Annotated in this window: 22 protein-coding genes; 11 read left to right on the top strand and 11 right to left on the bottom strand. The window is 68.8% G+C overall.

Features of this window, described 5'->3' with window-relative positions; translation table 11 throughout:
- Positions 1 to 478: 478 nt before the first annotated feature.
- The 3 genes from BFF76_RS01050 to BFF76_RS01060 all read right to left on the bottom strand — a co-directional run bounded on the left by BFF76_RS01050 (position 479) and on the right by BFF76_RS01060 (position 4,605).
- A complete protein-coding gene (locus tag BFF76_RS01050) occupies positions 479 to 2,647 on the bottom strand; it encodes a CHAT domain-containing protein (protein WP_079122284.1) in 2,169 nt (722 codons plus the stop codon).
- Between the two features lie 70 nt (positions 2,648 to 2,717).
- The gene (locus BFF76_RS01055; RefSeq protein ID WP_065846719.1) at positions 2,718 to 3,248 is read right to left on the bottom strand and encodes an NUDIX domain-containing protein; all 531 of its coding nucleotides are present in this window, start codon (positions 3,246 to 3,248) and stop codon (positions 2,718 to 2,720) included.
- A 1-nt stretch (position 3,249) separates the two neighbouring features.
- On the bottom strand, positions 3,250 to 4,605 hold the full coding sequence (locus BFF76_RS01060) for an NsdA family TPR-like regulatory protein (RefSeq protein WP_065846763.1): 1,356 nt from the start codon (positions 4,603 to 4,605) through the stop codon (positions 3,250 to 3,252).
- 202 nt (positions 4,606 to 4,807) lie between these two features.
- Between BFF76_RS01060 and BFF76_RS01065 the strand changes: the two genes are divergently transcribed.
- The 5 genes from BFF76_RS01065 to BFF76_RS01085 all read left to right on the top strand — a co-directional run bounded on the left by BFF76_RS01065 (position 4,808) and on the right by BFF76_RS01085 (position 9,342).
- Positions 4,808 to 5,557 carry a hypothetical protein gene (locus BFF76_RS01065; protein ID WP_065846721.1) on the top strand — a complete coding sequence of 250 codons (750 nt, stop codon included), beginning with the start codon at positions 4,808 to 4,810 and terminating at the stop codon, positions 5,555 to 5,557.
- Between the two features lie 78 nt (positions 5,558 to 5,635).
- Positions 5,636 to 6,547 carry a phosphotransferase family protein gene (locus BFF76_RS01070; protein ID WP_065846723.1) on the top strand — a complete coding sequence of 304 codons (912 nt, stop codon included), beginning with the start codon at positions 5,636 to 5,638 and terminating at the stop codon, positions 6,545 to 6,547.
- Positions 6,548 to 7,240 carry an SAM-dependent methyltransferase gene (locus tag BFF76_RS01075; RefSeq protein ID WP_065846725.1) on the top strand — a complete coding sequence of 231 codons (693 nt, stop codon included), beginning with the start codon at positions 6,548 to 6,550 and terminating at the stop codon, positions 7,238 to 7,240.
- A gap of 14 nt (positions 7,241 to 7,254) precedes the next feature.
- Positions 7,255 to 7,800, top strand: a complete 546-nt coding sequence (locus tag BFF76_RS01080) for an HAD domain-containing protein (RefSeq protein WP_065846727.1) — start codon at positions 7,255 to 7,257, stop codon at positions 7,798 to 7,800.
- Between the two features lie 123 nt (positions 7,801 to 7,923).
- Positions 7,924 to 9,342 (top strand): serine/threonine-protein kinase, encoded by a 1,419-nt coding sequence (locus BFF76_RS01085; RefSeq protein WP_065846729.1) that lies wholly within the window; start codon positions 7,924 to 7,926, stop codon positions 9,340 to 9,342.
- Positions 9,343 to 9,373: 31 nt separating this feature from the next.
- Here BFF76_RS01085 and BFF76_RS01090 read toward each other — a convergent pair whose 3' ends face one another.
- From BFF76_RS01090 to BFF76_RS01105, 4 genes are all read right to left on the bottom strand, one after another.
- Positions 9,374 to 11,071: a relaxase/mobilization nuclease domain-containing protein gene (locus BFF76_RS01090; protein WP_065846731.1), complete on the bottom strand. Its 1,698-nt coding sequence runs from the start codon at positions 11,069 to 11,071 to the stop codon at positions 9,374 to 9,376.
- A complete protein-coding gene (locus BFF76_RS01095; RefSeq protein ID WP_065846733.1) occupies positions 11,061 to 11,630 on the bottom strand; it encodes a hypothetical protein in 570 nt (189 codons plus the stop codon). The genes BFF76_RS01090 and BFF76_RS01095 overlap by 11 nt, the downstream gene beginning before the upstream one ends.
- Before the next feature lie 315 nt (positions 11,631 to 11,945).
- Positions 11,946 to 13,385, bottom strand: coding sequence for a DUF3631 domain-containing protein (locus BFF76_RS01100; RefSeq protein WP_167359458.1), 1,440 nt, complete (start codon positions 13,383 to 13,385; stop codon positions 11,946 to 11,948).
- A 143-nt stretch (positions 13,386 to 13,528) separates the two neighbouring features.
- A complete protein-coding gene (locus BFF76_RS01105) occupies positions 13,529 to 13,723 on the bottom strand; it encodes a helix-turn-helix transcriptional regulator (RefSeq protein WP_030628141.1) in 195 nt (64 codons plus the stop codon).
- Positions 13,724 to 13,843: 120 nt separating this feature from the next.
- Here BFF76_RS01105 and BFF76_RS01110 point away from each other — a divergent pair, with 120 nt between their 5' ends.
- Positions 13,844 to 14,344, top strand: a complete 501-nt coding sequence (locus BFF76_RS01110; RefSeq protein ID WP_028438806.1) for a helix-turn-helix transcriptional regulator — start codon at positions 13,844 to 13,846, stop codon at positions 14,342 to 14,344.
- Between the two features lie 24 nt (positions 14,345 to 14,368).
- Positions 14,369 to 15,523, top strand: coding sequence for a tyrosine-type recombinase/integrase (locus tag BFF76_RS01115; protein WP_065846735.1), 1,155 nt, complete (start codon positions 14,369 to 14,371; stop codon positions 15,521 to 15,523).
- Positions 15,524 to 15,530: 7 nt separating this feature from the next.
- Here the strand turns inward: BFF76_RS01115 and sodN are convergent, their stop codons facing one another.
- Positions 15,531 to 15,926 carry a superoxide dismutase, Ni gene (gene sodN, locus BFF76_RS01120; RefSeq protein WP_065846736.1) on the bottom strand — a complete coding sequence of 132 codons (396 nt, stop codon included), beginning with the start codon at positions 15,924 to 15,926 and terminating at the stop codon, positions 15,531 to 15,533.
- Between the two features lie 170 nt (positions 15,927 to 16,096).
- Here sodN and sodX point away from each other — a divergent pair, with 170 nt between their 5' ends.
- Entirely contained in the window at positions 16,097 to 16,534 is a 438-nt protein-coding gene (sodX, locus tag BFF76_RS01125) for a nickel-type superoxide dismutase maturation protease (protein ID WP_065846738.1), read from the top strand.
- On the opposite strand, the gene BFF76_RS01130 is transcribed toward sodX, so the two are convergent.
- Positions 16,438 to 17,067, bottom strand: coding sequence for a CGNR zinc finger domain-containing protein (locus tag BFF76_RS01130; protein WP_053930465.1), 630 nt, complete (start codon positions 17,065 to 17,067; stop codon positions 16,438 to 16,440). The genes sodX and BFF76_RS01130 overlap by 97 nt on opposite strands.
- Before the next feature lie 48 nt (positions 17,068 to 17,115).
- Here BFF76_RS01130 and BFF76_RS01135 point away from each other — a divergent pair, with 48 nt between their 5' ends.
- The 3 genes from BFF76_RS01135 to BFF76_RS01145 all read left to right on the top strand — a co-directional run bounded on the left by BFF76_RS01135 (position 17,116) and on the right by BFF76_RS01145 (position 19,349).
- Positions 17,116 to 17,925, top strand: a complete 810-nt coding sequence (locus BFF76_RS01135) for a class I SAM-dependent methyltransferase (protein WP_065846740.1) — start codon at positions 17,116 to 17,118, stop codon at positions 17,923 to 17,925.
- 147 nt (positions 17,926 to 18,072) lie between these two features.
- Positions 18,073 to 18,576: a SigE family RNA polymerase sigma factor gene (locus BFF76_RS01140; protein ID WP_031091387.1), complete on the top strand. Its 504-nt coding sequence runs from the start codon at positions 18,073 to 18,075 to the stop codon at positions 18,574 to 18,576.
- A complete protein-coding gene (locus BFF76_RS01145; protein WP_065846742.1) occupies positions 18,573 to 19,349 on the top strand; it encodes a hypothetical protein in 777 nt (258 codons plus the stop codon). The genes BFF76_RS01140 and BFF76_RS01145 overlap by 4 nt, the downstream gene beginning before the upstream one ends.
- A gap of 159 nt (positions 19,350 to 19,508) precedes the next feature.
- Here the strand turns inward: BFF76_RS01145 and BFF76_RS01150 are convergent, their stop codons facing one another.
- Positions 19,509 to 20,270 carry an amino acid ABC transporter ATP-binding protein gene (locus tag BFF76_RS01150; RefSeq protein WP_065846744.1) on the bottom strand — a complete coding sequence of 254 codons (762 nt, stop codon included), beginning with the start codon at positions 20,268 to 20,270 and terminating at the stop codon, positions 19,509 to 19,511.
- Positions 20,267 to 21,235 carry an amino acid ABC transporter permease gene (locus BFF76_RS01155; RefSeq protein WP_031091392.1) on the bottom strand — a complete coding sequence of 323 codons (969 nt, stop codon included), beginning with the start codon at positions 21,233 to 21,235 and terminating at the stop codon, positions 20,267 to 20,269. The genes BFF76_RS01150 and BFF76_RS01155 overlap by 4 nt, the downstream gene beginning before the upstream one ends.
- Positions 21,236 to 21,250: the final 15 nt, after the last annotated feature.

Here is a 21,250-nt window from a genome sequence, read left to right on the forward strand (position 1 = left end):
AGGCCCGGCGGATCACGCGTGGGTGGCAGGTACGTGGCCCGGGGCGCGGGCCTGGGACGACGTGAGTCCCGAACCGGTGTTCTCCCAGCCGGGCGACCTGGCACGGGCTCTGCGCAACTCGGTCGCGACGGCTTGAAACCGTCCACGGCCCCCGTCGGACGAGCCCGACCGGCAGATGAAAAACTGACCGCACCCGGTCCGGACGGTGTCCTGTCCGGACCGGGTGCGGCAAGTAGGCCGATGCGACCCGCGAGACCGGGGGTCGGACAAGCCCAGGCGTGGATCACGCCTTCTTGGTCTCCTAGTAATGGGCCGGGTCGGCGACCTGCAGCGTTGATCGCTGCAGGTTGCTGACCTGGCCTTTTGCTGTTGGCTGGGGATGGGGTGCGACGGTCTTGACTGGGTGTCCTGCGGACTGTGTGCGGACTGCTGTGTTGCGTTTAGAGTGGCAACTCGGATCCTGTGGGGGCGCCGTGGTTCAAGGGCGCAGGCGAAAGCTCTCCACGCGGCTCGCCACGTGCCCCAGGTGGATGCGCTCAGGGCGGCCGACAAACAGGTAGAACATCGACTCCGGCACATAGCCGGGCCTACGGAACCAGTTCCGAACCTTGGAGCCCATGCCCATTTCGTCCGCGATTTCGGCTAGCACGCGCTCGGTGTCCTCGTAGATACGCCCCCTTTGGAGGCGCCCCTTGGATCTGTTCATCATGAAGTCCGTCAGTACCGGGATGCTGCTGCCGCTGTCTTTTATGGCCCAGTTCTGCAGCGACCTGCTGGCGCCCAGGATGTCGTTGATGGCGTTGCCGGCCTGCACGTGGTGCCACACGTCGAGAAGCGTTGCAAAATGGCCCGGGTGTTTCAGTTCCTCGACTACGTTCGCGAGGAAGCGGACCATAAGCATTGCGTTGCGGTCGACACGCACCGGGACCTGTGTGCCAAGTACGGCGAGCACACCTTCGCGGAGTAGCAGGTCGGTCACGCTGACTGCGCCAGCGCCCCTAGGGGCGACATGACAGGCGCTGAGCATTACGACGGGAGGCGTATCCCCGGGGCCGAGGCCGAGTTCCAGGCATAGCTTGTCGCCGATGACGAGCCCGGCTACGTTGCCCCTGAATGAGCCGTGTGCGCTGATGATCAGAAAGTCCGGGCGGTACTCGGTGACGGCGTGGCGGAGGGCATCTGGGGTGAGTGTTTCGACCTCATCGATCTTGAGCGCATCGCCCGCTTCCTGGGCGGTCTCCTTCGCGACCTTCCAGCCCTGGCGCGAGAGTCGGCCCACAGGGTCACTGGTAGGTATGCATTCTGCGATGAGGACCCTCACTCTGCCATTGAGGTTGACGCTTGAGGGCGTGTTGGTCTCGTGCTGGAGGGTGCGGATCAACGGAGTAAGCGGGCGGTAGGTAAGGGGCAACCGTGCAGTCAGCGGGGAGGTGTCGCCGGGCAAGGTTAGGAGGCCGAGGGGGAAGTTGGAGAACACCGTTAACTGCGACGCCCGTTTGATCAGCTCGACGACGTCCTCGCTCCAAACGCAGCTGGCGGCAGCGTCGAGACGTGCCATCAGCCTGCGAACGCTGGCGGGGTTCTCGTTGCCGATGAAGTGTCGTTCCAGTTCGGCCAAAGCCACGAAGGCATCCCGGGGGACGGGCGGCATCATTAGCCCAAGCCCGTTTGTGGCAACGGCGTGATGTGTCGCGGCGAACTCGATGGCGGCGTCTTCTACCGCGCTGTCGGAACGCTCGTGAAGTGCCACGGACCAGACGTTGGGTTCAACTTCGCTACTGAGAGGGGAACTGTGGCTGCGCAGTTCGCTGCTATATGCCGTGCGTGAGTAGGCGACAGCAACTCCTGGTAGCGCGAGCGTCAAGGGGAATCTGAGACTTCGCGCTTCTTCGTCTAGTGTGCTGTCGAAGCGCTGTTCGGCGACTTCCCGCGATGTTTGCTCACTTTCCAGCCGAGCAATTGTAGCGAGGAGGATCTGCCCGTGCACCGCTCGTAAGGCCAGCCCGTCGGCGCCATTATCCAGCGAAGGCTCGGCGAGGTCGTCAGCCCACCCCATCTGCCTTGCGAGCCTTCGGTGGGGTAGTAGGACAGGAGCGAGATCCAGGCGTCGAGTCAGGGTGAGTGCGTTCCCCAGCGGCTCGCTGTCTGGGACGAAGTGACGGTGGATCGCCTTCCAGTGTGCGGTAAGGCTTTCGTCGCCTAGGGAGGCGTAGCCCACTGCAGGCAGAGCGAAGTCCATAGTCTTGGAGCGTTGTCGGGCCTCTTCCAGCAAGTCGTCGGGGCACACCACTAGTGTGCGATGGAGCCCACGGAAGAATCCGTCGACGTATCTTGCATCGAACACGTCAATCGGTAGGAGCAGGATGTGATGGTCGAGCTTCAGCTGCTGGGCCGCTTTGAGGATCCTGGCTGGTGTGTCGACGAGGTCGCTGAGGGTGCTCGGAAGGTGCAGGGTGTACCAGAGTCCCGGGAGCGCGGCGGCAGCGGCTCGGGATATTCCATGGGGTACGGTCACATCCTTGTTCGCGACTTCGTCCATCTGTTCCATGGCGAAGGGCGAGTAAACCGCCGGATTGGTTCCGCCGTTCTGGGCGCGACACAGGACGACATAGCCGAGCGGCCGCTCAAACGGTGATCCCGATTCCATGATCGCGCCCTTTCCAATGCGAAAATTGCTGCCTATTCACAGCTTTTTTCTGTTCGCCGCTTGAACCCGTCTACGTCCAGCCGTCCAGCGATACCTGAAGCCCCCCTGTGAGGTAGCGATGGAGGGCGCTGGCCGTAGTGTCCACGAACGCCTCGGGAATGGCCTTGGCGTCGATCCAGCAAACCTGGCTGTGCTTGCGGGGTTCGCGGTTTTCGGGTTCGCCGGTCCATTCGTGGGTGGCGAAGACGACCGTGAGGAAGCCATTGGGGGACTCAACGCCCCAGGCTCCGTGGATGATGTGGGCGACCTTGAGGGCCTCCGGCTTCACCGTGAGGCCGGTCTCCTCGTACAGCTCGCGGACCGCAGTCTCGGTGATCGGCTCCCCCGGCTCGCTCTTGCCGACCGGCAAGTCCCACAGGCCCTGGGCGAACTTGGCGTTCTCGCTGCGCTGCAGGAGCACGACACGGTTGGCCGCCTTGTCGTGGACGATGACGGCCGCGACCAGCAGCGTCATCGAGTCGAGCGCCGGCTTGAGGGCTTGGGGGCGGTTGTCGGTCTGCTGAGCCACGAGGTTCCCTTCGTCGGGCAGGTTGTTGGGCATGTTAGGCGAGGGCCTCGCGGGCTCGGCGGGCGAGATCTGCGGCTCCGGGGACGCGGCGGCGCTGGTAGATCGCGAGCGTGGAGCGGATCGAGGTGATCGCCTTGCGGGTGCGGTCGGAGGTCATGCCCTCCATGAGGACCAGGGCCTGGGTCCAGGCCGCGACAGCTTCATCGGCTCGGGCCTGGGCGGCGAGGCTGTCGCCGAGGTCGGCGTGGGTGAGGGCGTGGACTCGCTTGTACTTCTCCGGGTCCCAGCGGGTGAGCGCGTCGCGGTGCTGCTGTTCCGTACCGATGTGGTCGGCGAGGTCGGTCAGCGTGCGTGCGGTGTGGCTGGCCACGGTGCCGGCTGCTGGGCCACTAACGCGGGAGAAGCTGGGCTGGGGCCCGTCTTCGCGCAGGAGTGCGTCTTCGGCGGCTAGGAGAGCGCGGGCGGCCAATGGGTTCTCGCCGACCGCTGCGTAGGCGCGGGCGTGCGTGATGTGGAGGAGAGCTTCGGTCTGGCCGTCCACGTGGCCGAGGCCGCGGGTGAGGGCGCCCTCGACGAGCTCGACGCAGTGGTCTGGTTGCTTGAGGCTGAGAGATTGATGGGCGAGGGCGCGCATCATCCATGCGGCGTGGCCGTGGGGGTCCGCTTCGCAGGCGAGTTGGTAGCCGACCTGGTAGTAGCGCTGGGCGGCGCCTTCGTGGCCGAGGTCGTGGTGCTTCCACCCTGCGAGGTAGGCGAGTTCGGTGACGGCGCCGAAGGCGGCCTGACGTAAGGCTTCTGTGGGGAAGCGGCCGCGCAGCATGGGGGCTGCCGTGTCGGCGAGGTACGCGGTGACTGTGGTCAGGCCGTGGCCGCCGCCGAGCCGTTCGTCGGCGGCGCTGAAGGCTGCCGTGATCTGTCGTACGACGTCGATGTCGTCGCTGCCGACGAGGGAGCGGGCGGTGCGGGCGCGGAGCATCCGCGAGGTGGCTTCGTGGTCGTGCAGGAGCGGCATGGCCACGCCGGCCGTGGTGAAGGCGGCGATGGCGAGGAAGCGGCGGCGCTCGACGTCCGCGCGGCCGAGGTCGGTGACCGCGGTGACGGGGTCGGTGTCCGGTGGCGACTCCGTGTCGGGTGAGTGGAGGCCGAGCTCGGTTCGGGTGACGACGCGTCCCAGCCGCCGGGAGAGGGCTTCGGCGAGGTACTGGCCTGCCTGGCCGGTCGGTGTGCGGGCACCGCCCACCCAGTGGGAGATGGCCGACTTGTTGGTCTGGAGCAGTTCGCCGTTCTCGGCGGCGATGCGGCGTACGTCCTTGGCGAGTGCCTCGTACGTGCACCCGGCGGCGTTGATCGTCTCGCGCAGGCGGGAGTTGTCGCTGGTCGGTGCCGGCACGATCGCCTCCACTCCGATTCCGTAAACCGCGTATACCGCTTGACCTCCGTCACACCGTACCCACTCTGCGTAGCGGGCGGTTCACTTATCGACAGCCGCCCCACTCACGGCATCACGGGCCGGGCGGCCCCCAAGTTCCGTACGCCTTAACGGGCTCGGGCATTCCTGTGCCCCGGTCCGGACGATCAGAGACGGAGACACGGTGACCACCATCGACACCGCGACCATCACGGTCGAGCTGCCCGACGCCTTCGACCCGCGCTGGAACCGCCTGCCCGGCATCCAGGTGGACGGTCGGCGCGTCACCATCGACCCGGCCGAGTACTTCTTCCGCTTCGAGTCCAGCACCTGGCTCGTCGCCGACTGGGAGTTGGTGAAGGCGCAACTCCTGGACGTGGACGAGACGACCGAGAGCGCGGTCGAGCAGCTCGCGCTCGACTTCATCAAGCAGCACAGCGAATCCACCTCCGACGCGGCCCGTGTGCTGGCGACGGCGTACGGGGTGTACGCGTACCTCTTCCGCGAGGAACACCTGGCCGGCCTCGGCCTCCCGCAGATCACCGCCGACCACCTGCGCATGCTGCGCGAGGCCGCCACGCTCATGGCGCTCAACAAGGTCGAGTTGGACGGGCACATCTCCAACGTCGGCCCGTGCTGGTTCTTCCCCGCCGCCACCTCCGTCGTCTTCGACCTGGACGACGCGACGGGCGGAATGCTGGACGAGGTCTACCACGGCGGCTGGTTCAACGAGTACCGCCGGATCGAGTCCATCAAGGCCCACGCCGCGCTCGGCGGCAGACTCGTGCACGGCTGCCAGTCCGTCCCGGACCAGTCCGGCGGCGTCGTCGCGCCCTACGGTGCCTCGATGGCCAACTTCCGTGACGACCTGGCCGAGTTCAAGGCGGGCTGGATCGAGCAGGTCTACGCCCGCCGCGTGACCGCAGCCGAGTAACCCCACCCCAGTACGGCTCCGGGGCGGGCCAGCTCGCGCGCGCCCGCCCCGGAGCCAACCAGCCCCCTGGAGACCCCCATGGCCCAGAGCCTGTCCGCCGCCCTGCTGGACGACCTGTGCACCCTCGTCGGCAAGCCCCTCCCCGAACGTACCGAGATTCGCGTCTGGGGCATGTCCGGCGTCGAACGCGTCACCTTCCCCGACAGCACCACAGCCGTCTTCAAATACGCCAAGGAACCCTTTGACCGCGAGGCCCAGGCCCTGCGGGCGGCATACCAGCGACGGCTCCCGGTCCCAGCCCTCCACGCCACTGCCACGCAGGACAAGTGGCTCGGGATGCTCATGGACGACCTCGGCACTCCCGTACGGGACGCCGACGACCTCGACGGTGTCGCCGCCGCCGTGATGCTCCATGCCGCCCGCCCGGCCGGCGGTCTGCCCCTCCTCGACGGTGCCGGCCTCGCAGCCCTGCCCGGCCGAGCCCTCGATCACCTCCAGCGGCTGCGGAAGACCGACCGCTGGACGGACTGCGACGACATCGAGACCGCGCTGGGGAAGATCTCCGCCGCGGCCGAGGCCCGTGTCCAGGGGGCGACGCTCGACCCGTTCGGCTGGGTGCATTCCGAGTTCCACCCCACGAGCGTCCACATCGGGGAGAACGGCTGGCACCTCCTCGACTTCGCACGCGCCTTCACCGGCCCCGGCCTGATCGACCTCGCCTCGTACCACGGCACCACCGACGTGCCGAGCCCCTTCCGCATGCGGGTACTCCTGGAGCAGTACGTCACCGCAGGTGGCCATGAGGACGCCCTCGCCGCCCGGGGCGGCCTGACCGCCGAGGCATGGGCCCTGGGTTGGCATCGGATGTGGGCCGTGGAGTGGTTCATGGAGCAGGCCATCCGCTGGATCGACGACCCGGCTAAGGACCCCGCGTACATCCCCGTTGTCCGCCGCCACCTGAACGACGTGGTCCAACTCCTGGAGGTCTAGGTGCTCGCCCAGGTCTCCCCCTGGTACACCCATGCAGCCCAGCGCACAGCCGCTGTCCCCGCACACGCCCTCACCGCGCCTGCCCGGATGGAATGGAGCACCCACGCCGGCCTCGGTCCGGGCGCCGAGATTTTGGGCCGGGACCTGTGCGGCAAACGCGTCCTGGAGCTGGGCTGCGGCCCCGGCCACAACGTGGCCCACCTTGCGAAGCACCACCAGGCCCGTGTCACCGGGGTGGACCTGGTCGGCCTGCAGGTGCGCCGGGCCCGCTCCCACTACGGCCACATCGACGGTGCCACGTTCGCCGCCGGCCACGCACTGCACCACCTTCAGGCCACCGGCCGGACCTTCGACGCGATCTACTCCGTCTTCGGTGCCGTCGGCCTCGTCGCCCCCGAGCTCCTCCTCACCGCCGTTTCCCGAGGCCTGAAGCCTGGCGGTGTCCTGGCCTTCTCCGTCCCTCACCCGGCACGGGCCGGAAGACATCCATCCACGGACGACCGTCCGCGCGAGGACTACGTCACCATGCCCGACCGCACCCGATTGCCCCTCGCTCGATGGGAGTTCGACGCCCGCCGCTGGGGAGCCCACCTCTCCCGGGCGGGCCTGGGCGTCACCTCGACGGTGGAGCTGCGGCACCCGCGCCGTGACCCGTGGCCCACCACCCTCCTGATCACCGCCCGTAAACGCTGACCGACGGAGGCACGATGACCCTGCCCTACCTGCTTCTCGACATCGACGGCGTACTCATACCGTTCCCGGCCGCCGACGGGAGCACCCCGCCCACCCACGTCCGTCACACCGTCCTGCCTACCGGCCGGCGCTCCGACGACTCCGTGCCCATCTGGCTCGACCCGAGCCAGGGCCGCATTCTCACCGACCTCCTGACCAACGGGATCGTCACCCCCGTGTGGTGCACGAGTTGGCGCAACGACGCCACCACGATCATCGGCCCCCTCCTGGGGCTGCCCGACTTCCCTTACCTCGACCTGCCTCGCCCCCAGATCACCACCAGCCACCCCGACGGCTACCTCTGGAAACGCGACCACGTCGATGTCTGGCTGGCAGACGCCCCCGCCGTCTGGATCGACGACGACTTCACCAGCCTCGACCACGACTGGGCGGCGGAGCGTACCGCCAGCGGAACGCCGACCCTCCTCGTTCAGCCAGACCCACACCTCGGGCTGCAGCCCGAGCACCTGACCGAACTCAGGACGTGGGTTTCGCGGATACTCACAACCCACGCCGCATGAGGGCTGGCGCCCTTGTTGCCATGAGCAGCGAGGGCATCAGAGTGTTGCTCAAGCTTGAGCCGTCTGTGGTCTGTGGCAGGTATCGGCACCGCTGATGTCGGAGGCGGCTGGAACACTGCGACCGTGATCAACGAATCAACCCCGGACCTTCCCGCAGACTCCCTGCCACCCGCAGCGCAGGCCGAACTCACAGGCATCGCCTGGGAGGAGCTGCCGCACCTCTGCACGGGCCGGCACGATGTGCCCGACACCCCGGACATCCTCGGCGCAGTGCTCGCCGCCGACCCGGCCCACCGGGTGCGGGCGGTCGGGGATCTGTACCGGCTACTCCTCCATCAGGCGCGGGTGTTTCCGGCGACCGCCCCGGCGGCCTTGGTCCTCGCTCGTCTTCTCGACGATCCGCGCACCCTCGCCGAAGGCCGGTGGGAGCGGAGGGCCGGTCGGCGGCCGCTCCGTGCCGAACTGCTGAACTGGCTAGCTTCGTTCGCCGACATTGCCCGACTGGACATCGAGGATGGTGTCGGGGCGGCGCGGGATCTGGCCGCTGCCCGTTCGGCACGGCCGGTGCTCCACGACTGCATCGCGGATTTCTGCGACGCCGATGATCCACTGGTGAGGGAGGCCGCGCTCGCGGCCACCGCCCTGCTCCTGGCCGACCCCTGCCTCGTCTCGTCCGTCCCCCGGTACGCACCTGCCGTTCGTGCGGTCCTTGCCGTGAGCGCAGACTCGTACTACCGGTGGATCGCCCGGGAGCGCTTGGCGGCCTGGGGCGAGAGCGTCACTGGTCTTGTCGCCGCAGAGGAGGAACACTGCGCAGCCCTGGACCGGGCACACGCTCTGGCGGACGACCCGTTCGGGGAGGGCCAGGAGCAGGCGATCCGCTGGCTGGAAGCGCAGCCCGAGGACACCGCGGCTCCGGAACAACGCGGCCGCCGACGTGAGGACCCGCCCGCGCCCACACATGCGGCCCCGCCGGAACCAGCACCCGAACCGCCGGTACCCGCCCCAGGGAGCGAGGCGGGGTACCAAGGCCCGTGGCGAATCGCCAGGCAGGAGGAGCGCGCCGAGTGGACGTTCACGCCGTACGTAGGAGTCGGCCCTCTGCACTTCGGGATGACACTGGAGGAGATCACCCATGCTCTCAGTGAAGGACCGGCCGTCTCGTCCTACTTCGCTCACGGCGATGGCCAACAGCTCAACTACGTCGATTTCGCCGAGATTGGGATCAGGGCCCTCTTCGAGGAAGGCCGCCTGGGGTGTGTCGCCGTGAACGCCCTCACCGGCCCCCAAGTGAGACTGGAGGCAGCCCCGCTGACCGGCTGCGCGCCTTCCCAGGTGGAGGACTGGCTCGTCCACCGCACGACACTGCAGTCCGGCAGCCTGATGTACAGTCCAGCCGCCGATCCGGTCTTCGTCGACCTCGGCCTCGCAATCCGATCCCAACGGGCTGGCGACATCGTCCTGACCCGACCGCTCTTCCTGCTCCATGACTGGCTCGATCTGTGGCACTCGCTGCCCAGTGAAGAGTGGAACTACGCCTAGAACGGGATGGCGAGAGCATTTGACCAGGCCGTCAGCGGCGCCGACCGCGCTCTTGGGGCATCATGGCCACTGGTGTGGCCGGAAGGTTTGGGGCGGTGGACATGGACGATGGGCCGTTGAAGGTGTTTCGCCTGCGCGCCGCCTGAACCAGCTTGTTCGGCTGAGCGTAGACGTGCCAGTTGAGCACCTCGGCGGGGTGCTCGGCACTGTCGAGTTCCTGCTGGGTACCCAGCTCAGCCAGGAGACGCCGGGGGTTGTGGCCGGCGGTCTCGGCGTGGGCGAGAGTTGTGGTCAGAGCGGTCCAAGTGGGGTCGGCGAGGATCCGGTCGGCGTGGTCGGGAAAGGCCGCGCGGAGGTCTTGCTCGAAGCGGCGGGCGGTCTCGGCCCGTGGTGCGCGGCGGGATAGGTCTGCCAGGACGGGGGCGGCGGCCTGCTGATAGCCCGCCTGGAGGTGGTGGAAGGCTTCTTCGGCCGCAGCGACCTGTTGTTCGTGGCCTCGCCGCTCGTGCCACCTGGCGGCGGCGCGGGTCAGGTGCACGGTGGCGAAGAGCAGGGCGATGGTGAGTCCGCCGGGTCCGTTGGAGGCGTAGGTGAGTTCCTTGGCGGCTTGGCGTAGGGCGTGGGCTGCTTGGTGGTCCGCGCGGGTAGCGGATCGGCGGGCGCGGTTGAACGCTGTGGCGGCTGCGCGTAGCTCTGCGCGGTGTGGGCCGGGTGTGGCGCTGGCGATGTTGTAGAGGACGTCGCCGAAGGCGGCGAGCTGGCCTTGGGCGGCGGCATGGTCGTCGGAGTCGAGGGCGAAGTGCGCCGTCTGAATCGCGGTGATGGTGTGCTGCCACGGCTCGGCGGGATCTGCCGCGAACCTGGGGCGGTCGGTTACCTCCTGGTCGGGGAGGCGTTCGCGGAGGCGGTTGATGGAGAGGTCGGGGGCGAGTTTCGAGCCGCCGTACCAGATGGGTTCGCCAGCGCTGTTGGTGTCGCCGGGTGCGGCGAGGCTGTAGCCGATCACGTCGCCGCTCTCGGGGCCGAGGCGTGTCTTGACCTTGATGCCGAGGGACTGCAGCACGGTGAAGTAGTCGGCTTCGGTGTGTACTGCGGCGGCGACCGCGTATGCCCGCTCGCGCAGCCAGTGCCGTGCCGTCACGGTCTGGCCCTGGCGCTCGGCCTTGGCGCGTTCGGCACCGGTGGGGGTGCGGGGCGCGGTGAGGTCGCCGGACTTCAGGCGGCGCAGACCGAACTCAGCTTCGATCCGACGGCACTCGGCCTGAGCTCGTCGGCCGTCCTGGTGGGTGCGTGGGCGGCGTCCGTCGGCGCGGACGGTGGTGGCCATGATGTGGATGTGGTCGTCGGCGTGGCGTACCGCGATCCATCGGCATGCCCTCTCGTCGCCGTCGGGGGCGATGCCCGTAGCGTGCACGACGCGGCGGGCGACCTCGGCCCACTCGGTGTCTGTGAGGTAGCGGTCGCCGGGGGCGGTGCGGACCGGGCAGTGCCAGACGTGCTGCGGTGGCTTCTTGCCGCCCAGCTCGCGGGTGCGGAGGTCGACGTGGTGGTCGAGTCGCCTGGCGAGCTGGGAGTAGGTGGCTGCCGGGTCGCGGCCGGGGTCGGGAGCGCCGGCCATGTCCCAGGCGGCGACGATGTGGGGGTTGGTGTGCTCGTCGCGGCGGCCAGGGCCGAAGAGGTAGGCGATCAGTCCGCGGCTGTCGGAGCCGGTGGAGACGTCAGGAACCATGAGCCGTGCCGTTCGCGAGGAGCTGGTCGATGAGGTGGAAGCTGTTCTGTGCTGCTTGCTCGACGCGGTCGAGAACCGTCTCGGCGCGCTCGGGCACGGTTCCTCGGTTGATGGCTGCGGTGATCTGGTTGAGGTTGCCGCCGATGCGGTTCAGTGCGACGGTGTGCGCCTCGACGGCCTCGATCAGCGGGCGGAGAGGATCGTCCTCCGGGCTGCCGACCATCCCCGCCTTGCCCTGCGCAACAGCCAGGGCTGCGTCCCCGACGAATCCGGCGAACCTCTGACCGCGCTGGTGAGCGGCGGCGCTGATCACCTGGACTGCGGTGCGTGTAAAGCGGATGGTCTTCTCCTGGTCGCGCTTCTCCACGGTGCGCTTGCGGTTCATCTGCGCGGGCAGGGCAGGGGCGTCGAGATCCCGCCAGGAGAGCTGCTCGACGAGCGGCGGGGCATCGGCCGGGCTACTGGGAGGAGCGGAGTCGGCTGCGGGCCGGCCGGAGTCCTCGGCCACCCCCTCCTTCGGCTCGGGCGCCCCCTGGCGCTCGGCCTTGTCCTCCGCCATCCCTGAGGCGGGGGCAAGCGCGGACGAAGCCTCGCTAGAGGCTCGTTCGCTCCAGCTTGCTGCTGGTCGTCGGGTGAGCCTGAACAACTTCCTGCGGCGGCGGGGGGTGGGGTCGTCGGCGTTCGATTCGGGCATGGTGGTGCTCCGTCAGTCGTGTGGGGTGGCCCGTCGTCGCATCCGTCGCATCCGTCGCGTGGCTGGTCAGCACAGGTACGGAGACGGAGGCAGGTACGGAGTGATCCGTAACGCCGAGGAGATCCGTCCCCGCGCTGACCTGCGCGGGGACGGATGCGACGGATTGATGCGGACCTGGTGTCAGCGAGTGGGCCTGGGGCCTGCGGGCCCTCCCGGCGGGCCGGTGGGCAGCGTCCCGGACGGAGGGGCGGGCGGCCTGCCCCGGGTCGGATGTGCCGGGACCTCGGCGGTGGGTGCCGACAGGGCGGGGTCGGGGCAGTAGCGGGCCCAGGCGTCCACGAACTGGTTGCGGGCGTACGCCTTGGCCTGCCTGCCCTTCTCGAATCGGTAGTTGGCCGGGCTGATACCGAAGTCGCGCAGCAGATTCGCCAGGTGGTAGGCGTTCAGCCCCTTCGTGCCGTACTCCGCCCACGGGGCCTCGGCGTCCTGGATGAGCACGGCGAGCAGGTCCTGGCTGCGCATGGCCTCCTTGCCGGCCTCCTGGTCGAAGACGCGGCGGATGTCACGCAGCAGCCGCGTCTTCAGCGTCGTCTGCTCGTCTTGGACCACCTCGTTGCGCGTCATCGCCAGACAGGCGGCACGTGCCCGCGCGGGCCATTGCCCGCCGGCGAGGTCGGCGACGATGACGAGCGGCTCCCATGTGTCGGCGGCGCGGTCCTCGACGGGCATCTTCGGCACCGCGCCCGCGACGGTGCCACGCAGCGGGACCAGCCAGTCGGCCAGCCGGTCGCGAAGCGCGTGCAGTTCCGGCACGGAGTACCGCGAGCGGAACGGGGTGATCCGCTCGCCCGGCTTGCGCTTCTGCATGCGGATGACGATCGCGCGGTCCATGATCGTGTCCGGCAGGTCGCCGATACCGGCCAGAGCCGCCATCGCGAAGGTGGGGAACGCGGTTGGCTTGTGCTCCGGCCCGGAGATCCGCCAGGCTGGCCGGTTGCGCTGATGCCCGGCGTTCAGCAGGCCGCGCAGGTCCTCCTTGTCGCCCGCCTTGGGGCCGAAAATTGTGTCGGCCTCGTCCACCAGCAGCGTCGGCGGGTTCTTGCCGATGACGCGGAAGACGACCGCGGGGGAGGTGTTCACCGTCATCATCGGCTGGTGGACGGTCTCGTAGAGAACGTCCAGGAGACGGGACTTGCCGCACCCCTTGGTCGGTCCCACCACGGCAAGCCGTGGCGCGTGCTGGAGGCCGGGCTGGATGTGGGAGGCCGCGACCCAGAGGGTGACGGCGGTCAGGGCCTCGTCGCTCGGCAGCACCACGTACCGCCCGATCGCCGTGCGGACATCGTCCAGCAGCGCGCTGCCTTCGCCTGCCGGCCCGCCGCTATCTTGGGACTCTGGTCCGCCTGGAGCAGGAACGCCTGCGCTGTCCGACGCTGTTGTCGGGGCACTAGCTTCGGCAGGTCGGGAATCGCGTGAGCTCCGGCTCGGAGCATCGGCGGGCGGGCCTCCGATGGCGGGGCGTGCTTCTCGGTCGCGAGGCAGACCCTGGCCCGGGACCGCGATCGGTGGCCAGGCAACACCGGATGCCTTCGAGGTGGCGGGGGACGTAGGGTCCTTCATAGATGTTCCTCTCAGGTGGGGGCGAGACGGGCAAGGTCTCGCCCCCGACCAGTTCGTTCAGGGATGGGCGAGGTGCAAGGGGATCTCCGGTCCTCGGCGTAGGCGCGCCGAGGGCCGTTCCTGTGTCCGGGCGGTCCCGCGGCTCATGAGGCCAGGCCCCACTCGTCTCCGCCGTCGATCAGCGCGCGCTCGTAGCGCAGCAGTTCGGCCTCGGGGTAGAGCACCCGCTTGCCGACCTTGATGCCGCGCGGCCCCTTCTTGAGCTGGCGCCAGTAGCGGACAGTGCTCTCGGCGGTGCGGTAGCGCTCGGCGACCTCGGCAGTGGTCAGGTATCGCATGTGTTCCCATTCGGCTAGGCGGCGATTCGATCTGCATAATCAGTACCTCATGATCGGCGGTTAGCCAAACCGGGAAGCCCATGTTTCAATTTGGATAGCGACGGTCGCGATGGAGGTTCGATGGCAAGCGAGAAGCCCGAGGGTGGCGAGGTGCCGCTGCTCTACAGCGAAGGCAACGTGGCGGGCCGTGTGGCCCTGGAGCGCGAGGTCAGAGGGTGGAGCACGACCGAGCTGGCCGAGCGGGTGACCAGAGCGGGCGTGAAGATGAACCAGACGGCCGTGTGGCGCATCGAGAACGGCTCACCCCGCCGTCGGATCAACCTCGATGAGGCGCTCGCCTTCTCCCGCGTCTTCGAGCTCCCCCTCGAAGAGCTGATGTCCCCGCCCCTCGAAGGGCTCGACGTCGACAGCCGACGGCTCGTCCAGGAAGCCGTCGAAGCGTTCTACGAAACCCGTGACGCCCGCGACCGTCTGCACCGTGCCGTGGTCGCCGTCGCCGGCCACATCAAGGCCCACCCGGACAGCTCGCGAGCGATCCACGAGCAGTGCCTCCGCCTCATGGGGGACGAGCGAGACGCGCGCGTCCTCAGCGGCGACATCGAGGACGGGGGCCACTACTGACAACCAGCACAGAGGAGAAGCCACTTGGCGAACGTACAGAAGCGCCCCAACGGCAAATGGCGCGCCCGCTACCGTGATCTCGACGGCAAGGAGCACGCTCGCCACTTCGACCGGAAGCTCGACGCCCAGCGCTGGCTCGACGAAGTCACGACCAGCGTGGTCACCGGTCAGTACGTCGACCCGCGCGCCGGTCGCATCACGTTCCAGAAGTACGCCGAGAGGTGGCAGGGCTCGCTCATCGCGAGCGAGGCGGGTGAGCGCATCACCGATAACGCGCTCCGGCTCCACCTCGTACCGGCGTTGGGCGCCCGCTCACTGGCGGCGATACGCCGTAATGACATACAGGTGCTCTTCAAGCACCTGTCCGACCAACTCGGCCCCGGCAGCGTCCGGAACGTCCACGACGTCCTCGTGCGCGTCATGACCGCGGCCGTGGACGACAAGGTCATCGCATCCACTCCGTGCCGCCGGATCACCCTTCCGGTCATGCCGGACGAGGAGGTCACTCCGCCCACCGTCGCCCAGGTGGAGGCCATGGCACGCGTGATGCCGCCGTACATCCGGGCAGCCGTCGTCGTGCTCGCAGGGTCAGGCTTGCGCATAGGTGAGTTGCTGGGCCTGAAGGTGTCGGACGTCGACTTCAAGGCCGGCAGCATTCGCGTGGAGCGGCAGCGGCTCCAGTCGGGGAAGATCGGCCCGCCGAAGACCGCGAAGTCCCGGCGTACGGTTCCGGTCGGGGAGGTCGTCACCGACGCGCTCCTCGGGCACCTCGCCGCGCGCCCCTCCACGGAGTGGCTGTTCACGATGGAGGAGGGGGAACCGCTCAACTACCGCCGCTGGAAAACCGAGTGGAATTGCGCACGTAGGGCGCTCCAGGCGGCGGAGAGCGAAGCAGCCAAGCGTGAGGGCCGCAAGCCCGTCGAGCTGCCGCACATGGTGACCCACGACCTGCGGCACTTCTACGCCTCCGCGCTCATCGCGGGCGGGGCGAGCGTCAAGCAGGTCCAGATGGTCCTCGGCCACGCGTCCGCCGTCATCACCCTGCGGATCTACGCGCACCTGTGGCCGGGCGAAGAAGACCGCACCCGGTCCGTGATGGACGCCGTGCTCGGCGGCCTGCGGACCGGGTGCGGACCGGTAGGCCATATGACCAGCGAAACCGCAGGTCAGACGGCCTAACCGTAGATCAAGCCTTCTTGGTCTCCCAGAAGATCGTGTCGATCTGGGCGATCAGGTTCAGAGCCTTCTGGCCCGTGGCCGGGTCGTTCGAACCCTTGGCCGCGGAGAGCGCCTTCAGGGTGTCGTTGACCAGCTGGTGCAGCTCCGGGTACTTCTCGAAGTGCGGGGGCTTGAAGTAGTCGCTCCAGAGCACCGAGACGTGGTGCTTCGCGAGCTCGGCGCGCTGCTCCTTGATCAGAACGGCGCGCGTGCGGAAGTCCGCGTCCTCATTGGCCTGGTACTTCTCCTGGACGGCCTTGACGGACTCCGCCTCGATGCGGGCCTGGGCCGGGTCGTACACGCCGCAGGGCAGGTCGCAGTGGGCGCTGACCTTCACCTTGGGGGCAAACAGGCGGGAAAGCATGGAGCTGTCCTTCCTCGTGATCGTCTTCTCAGGTGGGACATTACTCCGTAGGAAGCCTCTTTCACCGGCTGCCCCCTGGTGCTTAGGCCAAAAGTCCGGGGTGAGGATGAGACCGGCGGCCGAGAATGCGAAGCGGTTCGCGCGGGAGGATGGACCGGGAGGTGCCACATATGCCGGAACCGGCGCAGGAGCCGTGGAGTGGGCGGGCGGCGCGTAAGCCGTTCCAGGTGGTGGAGGTGACGGGGCCGTCGATGGTGCCCACGCTCTACCACGGGGACTGGCTGCTCGTGCAGCGCGGGGCGCCGGTGCGCCCCGGGGACGTGGTGATCCTGCGTCACCCGCTCCAGCAGGACCTGCTGGTCGTCAAGCGGGCCGCCGAGCGGCGGGGCCGCGGCTGGTGGGTGCTGGGCGACAACGCGTACGCGGGCGGGGACAGCACGGACTACGGGACGGTGCCCGAAGAGCTCGTGCTGGCCCGGGTGCTGGCCCGCTACCGGCCGCTGCGCAGGGATCAGCGGTCGGTGCTCGGGCTGCTGGGCTGGGCGCTGTCCGCGGTGCGCCGCGTCTCGCCGGAGAGTTCCGTCTCCAGGCGCTTGCGGGCCCGGTAGGCGGCCACGTTGGCGCGGGTCGCGCAGCGGTCCGAACAGTAGCGCCGCGAGCGGTTGGTCGAGGTGTCGAGGTAGGCGTTGCGGCACGGTGCCGCCTCGCACAGTCCGAGCCGGTCCACGCCGTGCGAGGTGAGGTGGAAGGCCAGGCCCATCGCGGCGATCGCGGCGAAGCCCGCCGTCGCGTTCGACGGGTGGTCTGCGAGATGCATGTGCCAGTCCGGTTTGCCGTCCTCGTCCCGAGTGTCATGGCCGGAGATCTGCGGGCTCACCGGGAACTCCAGCAGAGTCGAGTTGAGCAGATCGACGGCGAGGGTCTCGTCGCCCTCGTCGGCCGCCTCGAAGACCGCGCGCAGCCGGGCCCGCACCGAGCGGAAACGGGTCACGTCCGCGTCCGTCGCACGGCGGGCCGCCTGGGCGTTGGCGCCGAACAGTTCCCGGACGGACTCGACCGTGGTGAGGGAGTCCCTGCCGCGGGCCGGCTCCTCGGTGTTGACCAGACGCACGGCATAGTCCGAGTAATAGGCCAGTTCCACTTGTAGTCCTTACGGCGTCGGTCTATGGTCGCTGTGTCGACCAGTGTAATGGGTGGTTGCGCCCAACAGGCCTTACGGAGGCGGTGGCAGGTGGAGGTTCCGGTGACGGCGACGGGCACCGACTGGCGGTCCTGGCAGGAGAGCTGGGACCGGCAGCAGGAGTGGTACATGCCGGACCGCGAGGAGCGGTTCCGGGTGATGCTGGACATGGTGGAGGCCGTCGTGGGGCCCGAGCCGCGTGTGCTCGACCTGGCGTGCGGTACGGGCAGTATCACGGACCGGCTCCTCAAGCGGTTCCCCCGCGCCACCAGTACCGGGGTCGATCTCGACCCCGCGCTGCTCGCCATCGCGCGCGGCACCTTCGAGGGGGACGAACGCGTCACCTTCGTGACCGCCGACCTCAAGGACGCCGCGTGGACGCAGCGGCTTCCGCACCCCTCGTACGACGCCGTGCTCACCGCCACCGCCCTCCACTGGCTGCACAGCGAGCCGCTCGCCGGCCTGTACGGGCAGATCGGCGGACTGGTCAGGGACGGCGGAGTCTTCATGAACGCGGACCACATGATCGACACCGGCACCCCCCGCATCAACGCCGCCGAGCGTGCCCACCGGCACGCGGCCATGGACCGGGCCAGGGCCGGAGGGGCCGTGGACTGGGCGGAGTGGTGGGCCGTCGCGGCGAAGGACCCGGTCCTCGCGGCACCCACCGCCGAGCGGTTCGAGATCTACGGCGAGCACGCGGACGGCGACATGCCCTCCGTCCACTGGCACGCACGCACCCTCCGCGAGGCCGGCTTCGGTGAGGCACGCGCGGTCTGGGCCTCGCCGTCGGACAGCATGGTGCTCGCCCTGAAGTAGGGCGCGCAGAGGCACGGCGGAGGGGCGGCTCCCGGCCGCCCCTCCGCCGCTTTCCGCTATGCCCCGCGATCCCCTGCAACCTCCCCGCTGCTCCGGCGCACTGGAAGGGTGAGACGGTCCGCATCCGCGGACCGGGAAAGGGCGCCGATGACGCGGATCGATGACGATTCCGCACTGCACGCGTTCGTGGAGAGCAGACGCACGGCGCTGTTCCGCAGCGCCTATCTGCTGTGCGGCGACCGGCACGAGGCCGAGGATCTGGTCCAGTCGACGCTGGTGAAGGTCGTCCTCGGGGGTGAACGGCACGGGCGGTTCGACAACATCGAGGCTTACGCCCGCAAGACCCTCGTCAACACCTTCATCGCCGGACGCCGCCGGTTCTGGCGCCGCGAACAGCCTTACGGAGAACTGCCCGACCGCGCGGGAGACCCCGCCGACACGGACACCGGACTGATGGTGCGGGCGGCACTCGCCCGGCTCACGGTCAAGCAGCGAACCGTGCTGGTGCTGCGCTACTGGGAGGACCTGAGCGTCGAGGCGACCGCCGACCTGCTCGGGATGCGGGAGAACACGGTCAAGAGTCACACGGCACGAGGGCTTGCGGCGCTGCGCGCCGGCATGGCCGCGGACATGGCGGAGGAACTTGTATGAACGATGTACGCGAACTGCTGGAGCGGGCCGCCGAGGGTGCCGGCCGGCCCGCCGTCTCCACCGGCGCGGTGTATGCCCGGGCCGCGAGGATCCGGCTTCGGCGCAGGGCCGCCGGGGCGGTGGCCGTCCTCGCGGTCGTCGCGGCCGGTGGCGCCGCACTGCCGGGGCTCACCGGTCCTGCGGCCACGGAGCAGACCTCCGTGGCGGCGGTCCCGGTGAGCGACTCCGGCCGGCAGGGCAAGGCCGAGTCGCTGACCGCGCTGCTGCCGAGGGGCGTGGGTGACGTCACGCGGGTCTCGCTCCTGACCCTGACCAAGAACGCGACCCCGGAGCAGGCGGAGAAGACCTATGCCGGCCCGCTGGACGGCGAGTACCTGATCCGCAAGGACGGCGGCACCGGTTATCTCCTCCTGAGGTACATGAAGGGCTCCGCCGTGGCCGAGAGGTCCGGCGGCACGGGCCTGGATGACGTCTGCGCGGCGCGGAGCGGCGAACCGGCCTTCACCGACTGCGCGCGGGAGGAGCTTCCGGACGGCAGCATCCTGACGACCTGGAGCGACTCCATGGCGTACGCGGGCCAGGACGGCACCCCGGAGTGGGGCCCCGAACGCGTCGGGCGCCTGGAGCTCGGGGACGGCTCCCTACTCGTGGTAAGGGCCAGCAGTGGCTATCTCGGTGACCGGTCCCAGGGGCCGCTGCTCACGGGCCCGCCCCTCGACCAGGAGCAGCTCCGGACGTTGATACAGCGCCCGGAGCTGCTGCCGCACGGATGACGTAGCGGCGGGGCTGCTGCGGGGCGATGGAGTTACGGCGGGGCAGACGGTCGCCCGATCACACGACGCCGGTCGCCTGCAGCCGGGCCGCGCTGGGGGAGTGCGAAGGAGGGCGGTACGGGACCGGGTCCCGTACCGCCCTCGCGTGCTCGGCCGGGCTTACAGCACCTTCGACAGGAACGACTTCGTCCGGTCGTGCTGCGGGTTCGTCAGGACGTCGCGCGGGTGGCCGGACTCGACCACGACGCCGTCGTCCATGAAGACCAGCGCGTCGCCGACCTCACGGGCGAAGCCCATCTCGTGCGTGACGACGATCATCGTCATGCCTTCCTCCGCGAGCCCGCGCATGACGTCCAGGACGTCGCCGACCAGTTCCGGGTCGAGCGCCGATGTCGGCTCGTCGAACAGCATCAGCTTCGGCTCCATGGCCAGGGCGCGGGCGATGGCCACCCGCTGCTGCTGTCCGCCGGAGAGCTGGGAGGGGTAGTTCCCCGCCTTGTCGGACAGGCCGACCCGGTCCAGCAGCCGCTCCGCACGGGCCCGGGCGACGGCCCTGGTCTCGCCCTTGACCTGGATCGGGGCCTCGATGACGTTCTCGAGGGCCGTCATGTGCGGGAACAGGTTGAAACGCTGGAAGACCATGCCGATGTCCCGGCGCTGGAGCGCGACCTCGCTGTCCTTGAGCTCGTAGAGCTTGTCGCCCTTCTGCCGGTAGCCGACGAGGTCGCCGTCCACGTACAGCCGCCCGGCGTTGATCTGCTCCAGGTGGTTGATGCACCGCAGGAACGTCGACTTGCCGGAACCGGACGGGCCGATCAGGCAGAACACCTCACGCGGGGCGACCTCCAAGTCGATGCCCTTGAGGATGTGCGCGGCGCCGAAGGACTTGTGGACGCCCTCGGCCTTCACCATGGCGGTCATGCGGAGACACCCCCCGAAGGACGGTTGCTGAAGGAGGCGAGGTTGACCTTGACCCGCTGCCACGGAGTGAGCGGCAGGCTGCGCAAGGAGCCACGGGCGTAGCGGCGCTCCAGGTAGTACTGGCCGACACTGAACACGCTGGTCATCACGATGTACCAGATGGAGGCGACGAAGAGCATCTCCATCACCGCGTAACTGGTCGAGCCGATCTGCGACGTGGAACGCAGCAGCTCGTTGTAGGTGACCGCGTAGACCAGGGACGAGGTCTTCAGCATGTTGATGAACTCGTTGCCGGTCGGCGGGATGATCACGCGCAGGGCCTGGGGGAGTACCACGCGGCGCATGGTCTTCGCCTGGGTCATGCCGAGTGCGTGCGACGCCTCGGTCTGGCCCTCGTCCACCGACTGGATGCCGGCCCGGACGATCTCGGCCATGTACGCGGCCTCGTTGAGGGCGAGCCCCAGCAGGGCGCACATGAACGGCGTCATCACGTCGGTCATCTCGTCCTTGTAGATGAACGGGATGTTGAGCACCGGGAAGATCAGGGCCAGGTTGAACCAGAGCAGCAACTGCACATAGACCGGAGTGCCGCGGAAGAACCAGATGTACAGCCACGCGACCCAGCTGGTCACGGGGTTCCTGGAGAGCCGCATGACGGCGAGCACCACACCCAGGATCACGCCGAAGACCATGGCCAGCACACTGATCATCAGCGTGCGGCCCGCCCCCGCGAGCACGGTGTCGTCGAACAGCTTGTCCTGGACCGCCTGCCACTGGATGTTGCCCTGCGAGAAGGCGTAGACCAGAGCTGCCAGCAGCGCGAGCACGACTGCGCCGCTGATCCAGCGGCCGTAGTGCCGGACGGGGATGGCCTTGATGGTCTCCGGTGCGACGGTGGTTGCCTTGGAGACGGGTGCGTCGGCGACCGATGGGCCGCCGGGCACCTTGTCGAACTTGTCAGTCACGGTGACTGCCCTTCG

This window comes from Streptomyces mutomycini (assembly GCF_001700505.1).
Lineage (GTDB): Bacteria > Actinomycetota > Actinomycetes > Streptomycetales > Streptomycetaceae > Streptomyces > Streptomyces mutomycini.